The organism is Nocardia aurantiaca (assembly GCF_009708175.1).
Classification (GTDB): domain Bacteria; phylum Actinomycetota; class Actinomycetes; order Mycobacteriales; family Mycobacteriaceae; genus Nocardia; species Nocardia aurantiaca.
This window is the reverse complement of the sequence record NZ_WMBB01000009.1, coordinates 364,352-378,976: the sequence shown is the minus strand read 5'-3', so window position 1 is coordinate 378,976 and position 14,625 is coordinate 364,352. Positions and strand designations below refer to the sequence as shown.

Below are 14,625 nucleotides of genomic sequence, written 5' to 3'. Positions count from 1 at the left end.
GAGGGTCAGAGTGCGCGCGTCGCCGGAGATCTCCGGCCGGATCGGCAGCTGCCGGCCATCGACCTCGGCGGCCAACGGCAAGGTGTCGAGCACATGCCCGAGTGCATCGCTCACTGTCACCGACCGCTGGTCGGCGGCCAGCTCGAACGTGCCGTCCCGCAAGGTGGTGACCACCGAATCCCCCGCCGCGAAAGCGTGATAGGAGATGGCCGGAGCCGTCGCGTCCGGCGTCGCCGCCGCCGTCGCGGCGCTGATGGCGACGCTCGTGACAGCGGAGAACGCTGTCAGCGCAAAGGTGTGAAATTTCATGGCGACTTCCTCATCGCAAAGCGAGTTGTAACGTGTGTCCGGCTTCCGGGCGCCCACCGGGTTCGGTGAGCCGCCCGGAAGTCCGGGGAATCAGAAGGGGCGGGGCGGCAGCGGTTTGATGAGCGCGGCGACCCGGTGGACGGCCGCCAGCCGCTGTTCGCACCTGCCGGGTATCGAGATGCTTTGTGCGCGTTGACCAATGGCGATGCTCGGCGGGCTCGACGGCAAGCAATGGAACGTGGGGCGCCACGGTGGGACGTATTCGCCGATCTCCGGTGACACCCGAAGGTCGATGCGGGGCGGACGGGCATGATCTCGTCCTGTCTTCACCGAGTTCTTGCTGTGCGGAGTGGCCGACGATCCTCGCCGACCACACCGCATGGATGGTCAGTGTGTAATCGTGATTCCAGTCGGATTCCAGGTGCCGTCGACAATATTGGTGTCGGGCCAGTACAAGCGCAGCACCAGATTGAAGTCACCCGATACCGGAGCCGGGAGCCAGTTGGATTCCCGCTCCGCGCCGGGATTTCCGCGTTGGATGTAGACGTCCACCGAGCCGTCAGGGTTCTTGTGTAGCTGCTCGCCACGTACCGCGTACCGATTGATGGGGTTGGCGATGAAAAAGCCCTTGTCGTTGTACATGGTCAGCGACCAGAACGCGTGCACCGGCGGAATCTGATCGGGGGCGAAATGCAGTGCGTAGTTCCGGTCGGAGTTCAGCCTTGCGGTGGTCGCGTCGGTGCGGGTGTTCGGGTAGATCGCGTCCTCGGGCAGGTTCGCGCCGAGCCCGCCGTGCGCGATGTTGGCGCGCCGCGCGTAATCGGTCCCGTAGGCGCCCATCCCCGTGCGTGCGACGTTCCAGCCGTTGACCGGTGCACCAGCGAGATCGATCTCGATCTTCGACAGCGCCTTGGGCCACGCATCTTGCCACACTCCGCGGTCGGGCTCCGGCAGCTGGCTCAGATCCAGCTTCTTGTCCGGTGTCCACCCGGCTGCGGCCAACTGGTCGAGCAGCCCCTTATCCTCCGGTCGCGGCTGGTTGTGCGACAGGCTCGAGTAGTACAGGTCCCAGTACTGCTGCGGGGTGAGGTTGTGAATGTAGGCCGCGACCTCTTGACCAGTGGGCCAGTCCGGGTGCAGTTCGGTGTTGTCCGGTGGCGTGTAGGCGGTGCCGTAGGCACTCAGAGGCGCGGCGGTCAGCTGCCGTTGGATCGCGGCGACCGCGGGAATGTCATCAGGTCCGTTGACCTGGATCCGGCCGATGACCCAGCCGCCGTCGGTCGGCACCTTGTACTCGCGCACTCCTGCCGGGAGTGTGCCGTGCCAGCTCGGGCCGGTGATCGCGAACTGATATCCATGGCCCGCGCCGAGAGTGCGGGTGCCCGGCGACGCCTGCACATTGGTCCACATGTCCAGGATCGGGAACAGGTGGTAGCGATCACCCATGTCTGGAACGCTGATCACCAGTGGCTCTTTGGACACGTCGTAGAACATCGACGAGTACAGGGTGTCGACATTCGGGCGCACCACGGCGGTGAACGATGCATCGGGCAGAAACGCCATATTGGCGAACTGATTCATCGGTGCCGCGGTGCGCCCGTTCGGGCGTGGCAGGTTCGTCACCTGCCGGCGCGTGACCTCCATCGTCACCAGCGGATAGGTGTAGACGTAGGCGTTGACCGCCGCGTCCTCCTTCGCGGTTTCGCTCGGCGACGGCGATGAACTCTTCGAACACGCCGTCAGCGCGACCGCGAGCATCAGCGCTGCGGCAAGTGCCGCCGCGACCCTGCCTCGACGGGATCTGGAACTCAAAGATCCTCCTGGATAGAGATGAACGACCTGGAAATTCAGCACAGCGCGGGTCTCGGTCGCGGACGCCCCGCCTGCCCGTGTCAGGGCTGCCGCGGCCGCGCCAACGCGGCGATATCGGCTGCCCGGGAGATGTCCGGCACCGCGAGGAATCCGGGGTCGGCGTACGCGGGATCGGGGTAGGTGTAGTAGCCCTCGCCGGTTTGCAGACCCAGCTTGCCCTTGTCGAGGAAGTTCTCCTTGATGTAGCGGGCGTTGGCGAGCATCTGCTCGTCGCCGGTCACCGAACCCCAATGGGCGACAACGTTATACGCCGTTTCCATACCCACCATGTCGAAGGCGCCCATCGGGCCTCGGGGCGCACCGGGATTGACGATCAAATAGGTGCGGTCGATGTCCTCGGGGGTGGCGATGCCGTTCGTGACGAGGGTCTGACTCGCGTTGAGCAGTTGCACGAACCAGGTGTTGAGGATGTAGCCGTTCTGTTCTTTGCGGACGGGAATCGGGATCATGCCGATCTCGATGGCGTACTCGGTGGCCGCGGCGAGCGTTTCGTCCGCTGTTCCGGGATGGGCCATGATCTCGAGGAGGTTCATCGCCCAGATCATGTTGGCGAAATGCATCGCGCAGTACTTGGCGGGACGTCCCGTCACGTCGGCGAAGTCCCGGGGCAGCAGCGTCGAGGAGTTGGTGGCGACGAGGGTGTCCGGGGAGAGTAGGGGCGCCATTTCCCGATAGACCTGGATCTTGAGATCGGGGATCTCGGGGACGGCTTCGATGACGAGGTCTCGGCCCGCGGCCGCGGTGGCGAGAACAGTGGTGTAGGTCAGACGAGAGCGGGTGTCGGCAATGTCGGGGTCAGTGGCACCGACCTCGGCGAGGTAGATCGCCGCGTACTGTTCATGCGCGGCCCGGCAACGGTCGAGGGCGGCGTTGGAGATGTCGTAAACGACGACCTCCTTGCCCTTGAACGCGGAATGCCAGGCGATCTGGCCGCCGAGGACGCCACCGCCGAGGACGGTGACCTTCTGCAGATTCGACACGAAAGAGCCCCTTTCAATGGGGGTAGTCGGGTGGGGCGGGATTGACGAAACCGAATTGGTCGGGCCAACTCGATGACTCTCCGGCAGCTGCCAGCGAGCAGCACGCTCGGTGAGGAAGTCGCGAAGCTGGGTCCGCGCGCGACCGAGTTCAGCGTCGCTGTGCTCCGGTCTCGGTCAGGCTCCGCACGAATTCCGTGATGAGCTCGGCGAATTCGTTCGGGCATTCGATCTGAGGCGCGTGGCCGATCCCGGCGAACAAGTGGGTCCGGGCGTGCGGGATGAGGTGCGAGGCAGCACACAACTGGTGCGACGGCAGTACGCGGTCCCGATCGCCCCACACGATGAGAGTGGGCCGAGGATGCTCGGCGATAGCCGCAAGCAAGGCCGCTCGCCACTGCGGCCTGACTTCCCGCCAACTGGCGAGCGCCCGGGCGATTTCGTAGGTCACCGATCCGGGATCGGGTTGCTCGGCGATGGCCAGTGCGTGCTCGATCCTGGCCTTGGTCGCCAATGCCGGATCGGCGTAGATCGTTCGCTCGAACATGCGCGCACCGGCCCGTGTGGTGTGCGCCGCGACGAGACGACCGAGGCCCGGCACCGCCAGCAGGCGGAGTAACGCGGTCACCTCCGAACCGAACCCGGCGCTATCGACGAGCGTCAGACTCGCGACTCGTTCGGGCGCCGCGACCAGCAGGCTCATCCCAACGGCGCCGCCGAGGGAGTTACCCACCATGTGCACGGGTCGGATTTCCCCCAGCGCATCGAGTGTGCGCGCGACACCGCGCGCGAACCCCGATAGGCTGCTCGTTTCCCGGAGCCGGGCCGAGAACCCGAAACCGGGAATGTCCACGGCGATCACTCGATGCGAAGCAGCCAGCAACGGGAACTGCGGCGCCCAGTCCTCGAGGCTGCGGCCGATTCCGTGCAGGAGCAGGATCGGTGGCCGGTCGGGATCGCCCGCGACGCGGACACGGGTCCGGCGACCGTCGACGTCGATGTAGTGCGGCACGTTCACGCGATCACTCGCTCTGCCGCCGAGGGCTCATGAGCATCGAGCCGCCGGGTCGCGAAACGCAGTGCGGGATCCTCGACCGGCCCCTCGCGCAGCAGGGCCTTGTCGCGGCCGAAGTGCTGATCGATCGTCCACGGATCGTGCGAACCTCGCTGGGGGAAGAGGTGGATCGCACGCTGCACGTATCCGGCGGGAAAGTCGAGCATGGGCTTGCGCGTGACGGTGGGGTCGTCGTCGACGGGCATGAACGACGTGTGTCCGCGCCGGTCCATGTGCTCGAGAATCCGGCAAAGGTGATCGCAGACCAGGTCCACCTTCATCGTCCATGAGGTGTTCGTGTAGCCGAATATGAACGCGAAATTGGGGACGCCACTGAGCATCATGCCCTTGAAGGCCAGACGATCGCCCGGGTCGACCGGCTGCCCGTCCACGGACACCTCGATACCGCCGAAGGGAAGCAGCCGCAGTCCGGTGGCAGTGACGATGACGTCGGCCTCGAGGTGCGCTCCGGATTCGAGCAGGATACCTTCGGAGGTGAAACGCGAGATCCGATCGGTGACGACCGACGCTCGTCCTGCGGAAATCGCCTTGAACATATCCGCGTCCGGAACCATGCACAGACGCTGATCCCAGGGGTTGTAGTCCGGGTTGAAATGAGTGTCGACGGCGTACCCATCGGGCAGAAGTCGTCGGTTGGCGGCACGGATCAGCCGACGGGCCAGCTTCGGGTAGCGCTTGCATCCGAGGTAGATCCCCCGCTGGCGAGCAAGATTGAGGCGCCGGGTGATCCGGTAGGCGAGCGAATCCGGCAGTAGGCGCCGCAGCGTGTTCGCGACGGGATCCTGTCGGGGAACCGCGAGGACATAGGACGGCGATCGCTGAAGCATCGTGACGTGGGCGGCGTCCTCGGCCATCGCGGGCACGATCGTGACGGCCGTGGCGCCGCTCCCGATCACGACGACCCTCTTGCCCGTGTAGTCGAATCCCTCCGGCCAGGCCTGCGGATGGATGATCGGTCCGGAAAAGTCTTCCCGGCCTTCGAAGACAGGGTCGAAGCCGCCCGTGTAGTCGTAGTAGCCGGAGGCACAGAACAGCACGTTGCAGGTGACCTCGATCAGCTGCTCATCACCGCTTCGCCGCAAAGTGACGGTCCACTTGTCATCCGCCGACGACCAGTTCGCGCGCAACACCTTGTGGCCGAGGTGAATTCGGCGCTCGAGGTCGTGCTCGACGACCGCTTCACGCAGATAGTCCAGGATTTCGTGGGCATCGGCGATCGCGTTGTCGCTCGTCCACGGCTTGAACTCGTAACCGAAGGTGTGCAGGTCGGAATCGGACCTGATTCCCGGATACCGGAACAGATCCCAGGTGCCACCGATCGCATCGCGACCGTCGACGATCGCGAAGTCGCGACCGGGTTGCTTGCTCGTGAGGTGGCAGCCCATTCCGATACCCGAGATCCCGGCGCCGACAATCAGTACATCGACGTGCCCGAGCCGTCTCTCTGCGGAGGCGAACGCGCCCATTGGATACTCCTCTTGATCTTCGTCGTGGTCAGGTGTCCGCACGCTCGGCGGATCGTGGTCGACCCGTTCCGTGCGAACAGTCTTTGTGCGGATCGCACAACATGCCTCCGCCACTCAGCGCGTCCGTAATTCACCGGAAACACGGGCGTGAGCTGGCCTTGTTCGGCTTCGTTGATGAAGCTACCAACCAGGGTGTGACGGCAACCACTGTCAAATGGTCAATGCGAATTCGAATAATTGACCATTTGGATAGTTGTCGGCATCATGTGGCCATGCATGTGCTCCCGGGCGGCGACGAGATCCAGGCGACGGTCCAAGCCGTCGCCGGCGAACTGGTCCCGAGGTGCCCCGCACTCGCCGAGGACGCCACACGACTCATTACGGACCGTGTCGGTGAGGCTCGGCAGCCGGGCATCGAGGACATCGTGCTGGCGACATGCCGGGCGAACACCCTGATCGTGCTCGACTATCTGGCCCGCGGCGTACCGCTGGAAATGTTCACGCCGTCAGCGGAAGTCGTCGAACGCACTCGCACGCTCGTGCAGCGTGGGCTGCCTTTGACGGCGGTGATCCGGGGCTACCGCATCGGCGCGCATCGACTGACCGAACAGTGGTCGGACGCGGTCTACGCATACGGGCCCAACGATCGCCGATCAGTGGAGGTCGCCAAAGCGGGCACCTCGTACATCCTGTCGTGGCTCGATCTGATGACCGAACGAATATCGGAGGAGTATCGAAACGAAGACGAGCGGCTCGCGCGTGAACGCTCGCTGTCCCATCTCGAAGACGTTCGCCGCGTGCTCTCCGGCCCGGACACCGACGTGGACAATGCGACAAACCGATTGGGATACCGGCTGTCGGGACGGCATACGGCAATCGTATTGCGCGCCTTGACCAACGATGCGGACGCGGGCGCGTCGCTCGAAGCGGCGGTCCGCGAACTGGGCCGGGCGACCCGGACACCGGGGCTGACCGTTCGTGTCGACATCCGCACCATGTGGTGCTGGCTGCCCGGCCCTGCCGGCGATAACCCTCGCGTCCCGCCGCCCTCGGTGCCGGTCCTGGTCGCCATCGGCAATCCGGCCAACGGTCTCGACGGGTTCCGCCACAGCCACAGAGAAGCCCTGGACGCACTGCGGGTATCGGAGATGACCGCTCCCTCCACCGCCATGGTGACCTACTACCGCGACGTCGATATCGCAGCCATGTGCTCGATCGTCCCGGAGCGATGCCAGGAGTTCGTCAGCTCTGAACTCGGCACCTTGACGAGCAACGACCGCACGACGCGTCGCATCCGCGAAACCCTGATGGCGTTCTACGCCTCCAACAGCAACTTTCGCGCGACTGCCGCGAATCTCGGCATACACCACAACACCGTCCGATACCGCCTCGAACAAGCGGAACTCGCGATCGGCAGACCGGTCGGAGAGCGCCGCTTGGCGCTCGAGCTCGCACTCCACCTCGCACATGTCATCGGGATCGTCGACGGCGAAATCCCACGGGCCAGCATCCGATGACGTGCCGGTCAGACCCTGATCACGCCTACAAGGTCAATCATCGGCTCTGATGCTTCCATCATTTAGCCGGGATCAGCGCGTCGAGCTGAGCAGTGGCCGGGCCGCCCTCGCGATAGCCGGCCCATACGGCACGACTCCACGACCACCACGCAGCCGCAAGCAGAATCGTGTCTGATATATTCCTCAGATATGATTATCGGAGGGGTTCGAGTAGAAGAGGGACCATGGCAGCCGAGCCTGTAGTGCGCAACCGTATCGACCGGCGCCGCGAGCGCACCCGCAACGCCCTCCTCGGCGCAGCACGCAAATTCCTGTCCGAAGGACGATCCGCCGTCAGCATCCAAGAAATCACCGACGCCGCCGACGTCGGCTTCGGCTCCTTCTACAACCACTTCGAATCCAAGGACCAACTGTTCGACGAAGCCGTCCGCTCCGTCCTGACGGTCTACAGCGAAATGCGCGACGGCATCGTCGAACTCTACGACGACCCCGCCGAGGTCTTCGCCGTCAGCTTCCGCATGACCGGACGACTCCAACGACAAATCCCCGAAATGGTCCGGGTGCTCTTGCATTCCGGCATGTCGATTCTCTTGCGTGAGGAAGGTTTGGTCCCCCGGGCCCGACGGGACATCATCGCCGCCCAAGAAGCGGGCCGATTCGAACCCATGGACCCCGACATGGCCATCATGGCCGCCGGCGGGTCCCTCCTCGGACTCCTCCAACTCCTCGACGCACGACCCGACGCCGACGCCGACGCACTCACCGACGACATGACATTCCGCGTACTGCGCATGTTCGGCATGAACAAACGAACAGCACTCAAACTCACCACCGCTCCCCTGCCACCACAACCGCAGCTGTAGTGGCAGGGCCCCTGTAGGTCAGGGCACCTGGGCGCCGATCAGGGATAGGGCGATGTCCACGATCATGTCCTCCTGCCCGCCTACGAGCCGACGGCGTCCAGCCTCTACCAACAACGTCCGGACATCGACTCCGTAAGTCGCGGAAGCCTTTTCGGCGTGACGCAAGAAGCTCGAGTACACCCCGGCGTAACCCAGGGTCAAGGTCTCCCGATCGACCTGGACCGGCCGATCCATCAGCGGCCGGACCAGATCGTCGGCGGCGTCGGTCAGCGCATCCAACTCGGCACGGTGCTTCCAGCCGCTGAGATCGGCCACGGCGACGAATGCTTCCAGGGGCGTGTTACCCGCTCCCGCACCGAGACCCGCCAGCGAGGCGTCCACGCGGGTCACGCCCTCCTCGACGGCGACGACGCTGTTGGCAACCGAGAGCGAGAGGTTCTGGTGCGCATGGATGCCGATCTCGGTGGTGTCGTCGAGCACGTCACGGTAGGCGCGCACCCGATCGCGGACTCCGGCCATGGTCAGCCGACCACCCGAGTCGGTGACGTAAACACACTGCGCGCCATAGTTTTCCATGAGTCTGGCCTGGTCGGCCAATCCCTCGGGGGTGTTCATGTGGCTCATCATGAGGAAGCCGGACACGTCCATGCCGAGATCGCGGGCGTAGCCGATGTGCTGAGCCGCGATGTCAGCCTCGGTGCAGTGGGTGGCGACCCGCACCGAGCGCACGCCGAGATCGTAGGCACGCCGCAGATCGTCGATGGTGCCGATGCCGGGCAGCAGGAGTGTGGTCAAACGCGCGCTGGTCAGCGCACCCGCGGCGGCTTCGAGCCACTCCCAATCCGTATGGCTGCCGGGACCATAGGTGAGGCTACCGCCGTGCAACCCGTCGCCATGCGCGACCTCCACGGCGTCGACACCGGCCACGTCGAGGGCCGAGGCGACGGCGGCCACGGTCGCGGGGGTAATGCGGTGCCGCAGCGCGTGCATGCCGTCGCGCAGCGTCACGTCCTGCAGGAAGACTTCGGTCATTTGACACTCTCCGGGGTGCCGGCGGCGATGCGTTCGGCGACGCGCAGCGCGGCCGAGGTCATGATGTCGAGATTGCCTGCATAGGCGGGAAGGTAGTGCGCCGCGCCCTCGACCTCGAGGAACACCGAAACCTGGTGTGTGACAACGACTTCACCTGCGAGCGTGTGCAGCGGCGCGTCCGGGACGACCGGCGTGATCTGGACGGCATGCTCGAGCCGGTAGCCGGGCACGTAGACCGCGACCTCGGCGACCATCGCCTCGATCGAATCCCGTACGGCGGCATGGGTTGCCGGATCAGGATCGCCGATCAGCGCCAGCACGGTATCCCGCATGATCAGCGGCGGCTCGGCCGGGTTGAGGACGATGATCGCGCGCCCCTTGGCGGCCCCGCCGACGGCCTCGATGGCGTGGGATGTCGTCTCGGTGAATTCGTCGATGTTGGCGCGGGTTCCAGGGCCTGCGGACTTCGACGCGATCGAGGCGACGATCTCGGCGTAGGGCACGTTCGTGACGCGGGAAATGGCGGCGACGATCGGGATGGTCGCCTGCCCACCGCAAGTCACCATGTTGACGTCGGGCGCGTCGAGATGCTGGTCGAGGTTGACCGCGGGCACGACGAACGGCCCGATCGCCGCCGGGGTCAGGTCGATCAGGCGCTTGCCGTAGGGCTCCAGCGCGGCGGCGTTGGCCTGGTGCGCACGGGCCGATGTGGCATCGAAGACGATGTCGATCTCGTCGAAGTCCGGCATCGCGATGAGGCCGGTGACGCCGCGCGCAGTGGTCGGCACCCCCAGTCGATTCGCACGGGCCAGCCCGTCGGATGCTGGGTCGATGCCGACCATGGCGGCCATCTGCAGTGTGGCGGACAGACGCAGGACCTTGATCATCAGGTCGGTGCCGATATTGCCGGATCCGATAACGGCAACCTTGGTGCGGCTCATGATTCCTCCCAGATGAAGTCAACGGCACCGAGAATGGTTGTGCCGATGGAGAGTTCGGATCGGACCCGGGCTCCGGGGTGCAGGGGTGCCATCGGTCCGAGCGCACCGGACAGCACGATGTCGCCGGCGCGCAGCGGATCGCCGAAGTCCCGGGCGGTGCGGGCCAGCCAGGCCAACGCGTTCAGCGGGTCGCCGAGACAAGCGGAACCCGTTCCGGTCGAGACGATGTCGCCGTCGATCGCCATGGTCATCGCGACCTGCCGCGGCTCGAACTCGTTCACGGAGAGCCGCGGGGCGCCGAGTACGAACCATCCGCTGGAGGCGTTGTCCGCGACGGTGTCGGCGAAGGTGATGTCCCAGTCGGCGATTCGGCTGTCGACGATCTCGAGTGCCGGGACCGCGTACGCCACCGCACCGCGCACGGTGATCGCGTCGAGTCGTCCGACATCGAGATCCGTGTCGAGAACGAACGCCAGCTCGGCCTCCACCCTGGGCTGAAGCAGCCGAGGCCGTTGCGGCACAGGAGTTTCGGTGACGTCCATGTCATCGAACAAGACACCGAAATCGGGCTGATTCACACCCAGTTGCTGCTGCACGGCGGGCGAGGTGAGGCCGATTTTGCGGCCGATCGCCCGCGCACCGGATTCGATGCGGTGCTGGACACCGACACGCTGCACCGCATAGGCGAGCTCCACATCAGCAGCGCCGATCAGATCCCGGACGGGCTGCGTCGGCACGCCGGAATTCACCGCGGACGACAACCGTTCAGCGGCCGCGAGAACCGCGTGCGAGTGCGTCTCCGTGGTTGTCATCGAGCCTCCTCGAGGTGCCGGTCGGGAGCCGCGACCGAGTCGAATGTCGTTGGTGTTGTCGCGATTCGACGCCCGGATCCCATCGTCTGCCGAATCATCTCGTTGATCAGCACTCCGCCGTGCCCGGTCACGGCGGTACCGAAGACGAACCGGTCCGGGCGCAATAGCACCAGTCCGCCGACACCGATACCTGCCTTGCCGAACCACCGGGTCAACGCGCCGGTGTGATCCTCGACATCCGAATGCTCGTATCCGCTGGTGCGCCCCTCACCCGCCGCGCCTTGGGGTCGTCCTCCGAAGCGATAAACGGTGACGAACCGGGTATCCAGCGCCCGAAGGGCTGCCAGTTCCTCGGCATCGAGCCCGACGCGCGGGTCCACCCCGTAACCGAGGACCGCGAAACCCAATCCGAGTACATCGTCGAGACGTTGGTGGCGGCCGTCGTAGGTGCGCACGACGGGCTGTGGGGCCAGAGTGCCCTCGACACCGCGCAGACCGAACCGTTGGCGGGGTAGTCCAAGATAGCTGTCCCGGCGGAACCGCGGTCGCGGCTTCATCTTCGCCGCGCGGATCCAGCCGCCCAAGCCGGGTAGTCGCAGTGCGGTGGTGAGCGCGAGATCCCGGCCCGCCGCCAGAAGCTTGTTATCGATGGAGACGAACGACTTGTTCAACACGGAGAAGTCGATCATGGCTTTGGCGTGCGGAGCGCGTTCGGATTCGTAGCTGTCGAGGATCGTCTGGCTCGCGCCGTGCTTGATGATCGCGGTCAGCTTCCACGAGAGGTTGTCGGCGTCGCGCACACCGGAACCCATGCCCTGCCCGACGAACTGCGGAGTCATGTGCGCGGCGTCGCCGGCGATGAGGATCCGCCCGACGCGCCACCGGTCGGCGACGACGGCGTTGAAGGTGTAGACGAGCTTGCGCAGCACCTCGACCTCGTCGGGGTTGACGTACTGAGAGATGTGCCGGCGGACGGTTTCCGAAGCCTCCATCTCTTCCTTGGTCTGGGATTCGGTCAGCATGAATTCGAATCGGTGATGGCCGTCCGGCTGCGGGCACGACACGGTCGGCAGCGCCGGATCGCAGACGAAGTCGAAGTAGGGCAGATGCCGGAACGCGTCCACGCCCTCCTTCGCCTTCAGATCCACAACCAGCCATCGCTCCGGAAAACTCGTGCCGGTCATATCGATTCCCAGATCGGTGCGCACCAGGCTGCGCCCGCCGTCACATCCGACCAGGAACTTCGCCCGTACGCGCTCCGCGGTTCCGAGGTCGACCTCCGACTCCTGCTTTCCGTACCCGGTGCCCTGGCACTGGGCGTGTTCGATGTTCACCCTGTCAGCGTCCTGGTCGAAACCGACGACCTCTCGGCCGCGGCGCACCGTCACATGCGGATATTGGCCCAGCGCGCGTTCGAGCGTGTTCTCCAGGTAGGGCTGGTAGAGGAAGTTCACCACCGGCCAGCTCAGCGGCCGGTCGACCTGCTTGAACTGCACCAGCACGCGACCGTCACTGCGTACCCACTGCACGGCGGAGTCGACGTTCATATCGGCTGCGAGTTCCTCGGCGGCACCGGCGGTCTGGAAGATTCGCATGCACTCGTCGTCGGTGTAGACGGCACGCGCCAGCCCGTAATATTCCGGTTCACGTTCCAGCACCAGCACGCTGACGCCCCGGCGGCCCAGCAGATTGGCCAGGGTCAGGCCGGTCGGCCCGAGACCGACGACCACAACGTCGTAGTCGGTGGCGTTCATCGTGACAAACCTTCTGCAAGCCGGGGAACAGTGATCTCCGGGGTCCTGACCGAACGCAGTGCCTGCCGGAATTGGGCGAACTTGTCCAGCACCGTCTGCCCTACCGTCGTGTGGCCCCAGATGCTGATGCCCTGGTACGTGGTCGGTTCCCAGGTGGACTCGAGCTCTGGGCCGATGACGATCGGATTCCAGCCGACCTCGAGTTCGAATCCGGACGGGGTGACGCAGTAGTACGAGAGCTCGCGGTCGTTGGTGTGCTGCCCGACCGACCACCGCATCCGGAAGCCCAGCTCGTTGACCCGCTGGAACGAGGCGAGCATGTCGTCGAGCGTCGCCGACTGAATATTGACGTGCTGCACCGATGTTCGGATCGGATCGATCTTCACGCCGCGGATGTTGGCGATGGCGATCGAGTGATGCCGCTCGTTGACCCGCAGGAACCGGATCTTCATCTTCAGTCCGGAGATGTTCTCGTCGATGTAGTCGCTGAGCCGGGAGTCGAACACGGTATGGAAGTAGCCACGCATGGATTCCGGCTCCTTCGACAGGATGGCCACGTGCCCGAGCCCCGCCTCACCGGTCACCCATCCGGAACTCTGCATGCGCAGCGGTTCGGGAGTCGTCACCGGGACCGTGAAGATCTCCTGCGCGATGCCTTTCGGGCCGGCGAAGCGCCATAGCCGCTCCACTCCGCGCAGCATGGCCTCCTCCGGGGTGCCTTCGATGATCGGTACGCCGCGTTCGACGACCCGGGCGACGATGCGGTCGAATGTCTGGTGGTCATCGACCTGCCAGCCCAGTGCGATGACGTCTTCGGCTGCACCGCGCCGGATCAGGAATCGGCACGCGTGGTCGTCCAAGCGGAACCGGAGCGTGCTGCTGTCGAGCTCGTCGACGTGCAGGCCGATCGCGTCGGCGCCGAAGCGACGCCAGTCGCTCAGCCGATTCGATTGCACGACAACGTATCCCAGATGCACCGCACCGAATATCGAATCATCCGCGCTCGGGCGCGCAAACTCGTTCATCGGGTCGCCTCCAGGAAGGCGGCGGCCAGGGCATTGAACAGGTCGGCGCGTTCCCACTGCACCCAGTGGCCGACGTTCGCCGCCATGTACAGGTCGCAGTTGGGCATGGCCTCCAGCAGCATGCGACCACCCGCCGGCCGGTTGACCTTGTCATCGGTCCCCCAGATCACCAGTGTCGGGTGAGTGACCTGACGCAGCCTCGAATCGCGGGTGAGGTCCATCCTCCACAGCGTGCGCAGCGCGAAGGGGCCAGAAGGGCGACGCAAGGGCGGATTCGCTACCACCTCGGGGTCCAGGCTGTCCTGGTAACGCGCATCGATCAGTTCATCGGGCACCGCGCTGCCGTCGTGAACCAGGTATTCACGAACGAACCGGGTGATCTTCTCCCGGCTCGGCCCGCTGCCGGTGTAATAGTTGAGCAGCTGCTGCAATCCGGGGGTCGGCAGCGCTCGAGTGGTGCCAATCCCGCCGGGCCCCATCAGGATCAGGCGATTCACCTTCTCTGGCCGATCCATCGCCAGCCGCAGCGCCGCCGCGCCGCCGTAGGAATTACCGACCAAATGCGCTGCGGGGATTTCAAGTTCGTCCAGCAGACCGCCGATCGCCTTCGCGAGATCACCGAAGGGATCAGATCGGTCGACCCACTTCGACGACCTGCCATAGCCGGGCATGTCCGGCACGATCACCCGGAACCGCTGGGCCAACACCTCGACGTTGCGCGAGAAGTTCGACATCCCGGACGCTCCCGGCCCGCCGCCGTGCAGCAGAACCACCACGGGCCCGGACCCCGCTTCCACGAAGAAGATCTCGCGTTCGCCGACCCGGACCGTTCGTCCGGCTCCGACTCCCTTGTCGATGCACGTCACAGCTACCTCCACCAGTTAGTGACAAAATTATCAGTTCCGATGACAACCTCTGTCAAGAGAAAACTGATGAAAGCATCACAAAATGGACAGGGGCGATGGCATTCATGATCAACTCA

General features: G+C 65.1%; 12 protein-coding genes and 1 pseudogene. 2 read left to right on the top strand and 11 right to left on the bottom strand.

The window, feature by feature from the left end; all coding sequences use genetic code 11:
• The 5 genes and pseudogenes from GLP40_RS21285 to GLP40_RS21265 all read right to left on the bottom strand — a co-directional run.
• A pseudogene (locus GLP40_RS21285) lies at positions 1–309 on the bottom strand (ammonium transporter); the annotation flags it as partial.
• 387 nt (positions 310–696) lie between these two features.
• Positions 697–2,121 (bottom strand): DUF1254 domain-containing protein, encoded by a 1,425-nt coding sequence (locus GLP40_RS21280; RefSeq protein ID WP_154789688.1) that lies wholly within the window; start codon positions 2,119–2,121, stop codon positions 697–699.
• An 80-nt stretch (positions 2,122–2,201) separates the two neighbouring features.
• Entirely contained in the window at positions 2,202–3,161 is a 960-nt protein-coding gene (locus tag GLP40_RS21275) for a 3-hydroxyacyl-CoA dehydrogenase (RefSeq protein ID WP_328290477.1), read from the bottom strand.
• Between the two features lie 148 nt (positions 3,162–3,309).
• Positions 3,310–4,176 (bottom strand): alpha/beta fold hydrolase, encoded by an 867-nt coding sequence (locus tag GLP40_RS21270; protein ID WP_328290476.1) that lies wholly within the window; start codon positions 4,174–4,176, stop codon positions 3,310–3,312.
• Positions 4,173–5,699 (bottom strand): flavin-containing monooxygenase, encoded by a 1,527-nt coding sequence (locus GLP40_RS21265; protein ID WP_154789687.1) that lies wholly within the window; start codon positions 5,697–5,699, stop codon positions 4,173–4,175. The genes GLP40_RS21270 and GLP40_RS21265 overlap by 4 nt, the downstream gene beginning before the upstream one ends.
• Positions 5,700–5,971: 272 nt before the next feature.
• On the opposite strand from GLP40_RS21265, the gene GLP40_RS21260 reads away from it, so the two are divergent.
• Together GLP40_RS21260 and GLP40_RS21255 are read left to right on the top strand one after the other, a co-directional pair.
• Positions 5,972–7,216, top strand: a complete 1,245-nt coding sequence (locus GLP40_RS21260) for a PucR family transcriptional regulator (RefSeq protein ID WP_196054737.1) — start codon at positions 5,972–5,974, stop codon at positions 7,214–7,216.
• A 224-nt stretch (positions 7,217–7,440) separates the two neighbouring features.
• Positions 7,441–8,079, top strand: a complete 639-nt coding sequence (locus GLP40_RS21255) for a TetR/AcrR family transcriptional regulator (RefSeq protein ID WP_154789685.1) — start codon at positions 7,441–7,443, stop codon at positions 8,077–8,079.
• Positions 8,080–8,097: 18 nt separating this feature from the next.
• Here the strand turns inward: GLP40_RS21255 and dmpG are convergent, their stop codons facing one another.
• Genes dmpG through GLP40_RS21225 form a run of 6 tightly spaced genes read right to left on the bottom strand, consistent with a single transcriptional unit; the run spans position 8,098 to position 14,500 of the window.
• Positions 8,098–9,111 carry a 4-hydroxy-2-oxovalerate aldolase gene (dmpG, locus tag GLP40_RS21250; RefSeq protein WP_154789684.1) on the bottom strand — a complete coding sequence of 338 codons (1,014 nt, stop codon included), beginning with the start codon at positions 9,109–9,111 and terminating at the stop codon, positions 8,098–8,100.
• Positions 9,108–10,052, bottom strand: a complete 945-nt coding sequence (locus GLP40_RS21245; RefSeq protein ID WP_154789683.1) for an acetaldehyde dehydrogenase (acetylating) — start codon at positions 10,050–10,052, stop codon at positions 9,108–9,110. Before GLP40_RS21245 ends, dmpG begins: the two co-directional genes overlap by 4 nt.
• Entirely contained in the window at positions 10,049–10,864 is an 816-nt protein-coding gene (locus GLP40_RS21240; RefSeq protein WP_154789682.1) for a 2-keto-4-pentenoate hydratase, read from the bottom strand. The genes GLP40_RS21245 and GLP40_RS21240 overlap by 4 nt, the downstream gene beginning before the upstream one ends.
• Positions 10,861–12,618 carry a bifunctional 3-(3-hydroxy-phenyl)propionate/3-hydroxycinnamic acid hydroxylase MhpA gene (gene mhpA, locus GLP40_RS21235; RefSeq protein ID WP_154789681.1) on the bottom strand — a complete coding sequence of 586 codons (1,758 nt, stop codon included), beginning with the start codon at positions 12,616–12,618 and terminating at the stop codon, positions 10,861–10,863. The genes GLP40_RS21240 and mhpA overlap by 4 nt, the downstream gene beginning before the upstream one ends.
• The gene (locus GLP40_RS21230; protein ID WP_154789680.1) at positions 12,615–13,643 is read right to left on the bottom strand and encodes a VOC family protein; all 1,029 of its coding nucleotides are present in this window, start codon (positions 13,641–13,643) and stop codon (positions 12,615–12,617) included. Before GLP40_RS21230 ends, mhpA begins: the two co-directional genes overlap by 4 nt.
• The gene (locus GLP40_RS21225; RefSeq protein ID WP_328290483.1) at positions 13,640–14,500 is read right to left on the bottom strand and encodes an alpha/beta fold hydrolase; all 861 of its coding nucleotides are present in this window, start codon (positions 14,498–14,500) and stop codon (positions 13,640–13,642) included. The genes GLP40_RS21230 and GLP40_RS21225 overlap by 4 nt, the downstream gene beginning before the upstream one ends.
• Positions 14,501–14,625: the final 125 nt, after the last annotated feature.

What these genes read in the sequence shown, in the direction of transcription:
- dmpG (WP_154789684.1), bottom strand. Translation starts at nt 9,111, where the DNA reads ATGACCGAAGTCTTCCTGCAGGACGTGACGCTGCGCGACGGCATGCAC.
- GLP40_RS21260 (WP_196054737.1), top strand. Translation starts at nt 5,972, where the DNA reads ATGCATGTGCTCCCGGGCGGCGACGAGATCCAGGCGACGGTCCAAGCC.
- GLP40_RS21230 (WP_154789680.1), bottom strand. Translation starts at nt 13,643, where the DNA reads ATGAACGAGTTTGCGCGCCCGAGCGCGGATGATTCGATATTCGGTGCG.
- GLP40_RS21240 (WP_154789682.1), bottom strand. Translation starts at nt 10,864, where the DNA reads ATGACAACCACGGAGACGCACTCGCACGCGGTTCTCGCGGCCGCTGAA.
- mhpA (WP_154789681.1), bottom strand. Translation starts at nt 12,618, where the DNA reads ATGAACGCCACCGACTACGACGTTGTGGTCGTCGGTCTCGGGCCGACC.
- GLP40_RS21255 (WP_154789685.1), top strand. Translation starts at nt 7,441, where the DNA reads ATGGCAGCCGAGCCTGTAGTGCGCAACCGTATCGACCGGCGCCGCGAG.
- GLP40_RS21265 (WP_154789687.1), bottom strand. Translation starts at nt 5,699, where the DNA reads ATGGGCGCGTTCGCCTCCGCAGAGAGACGGCTCGGGCACGTCGATGTA.
- GLP40_RS21245 (WP_154789683.1), bottom strand. Translation starts at nt 10,052, where the DNA reads ATGAGCCGCACCAAGGTTGCCGTTATCGGATCCGGCAATATCGGCACC.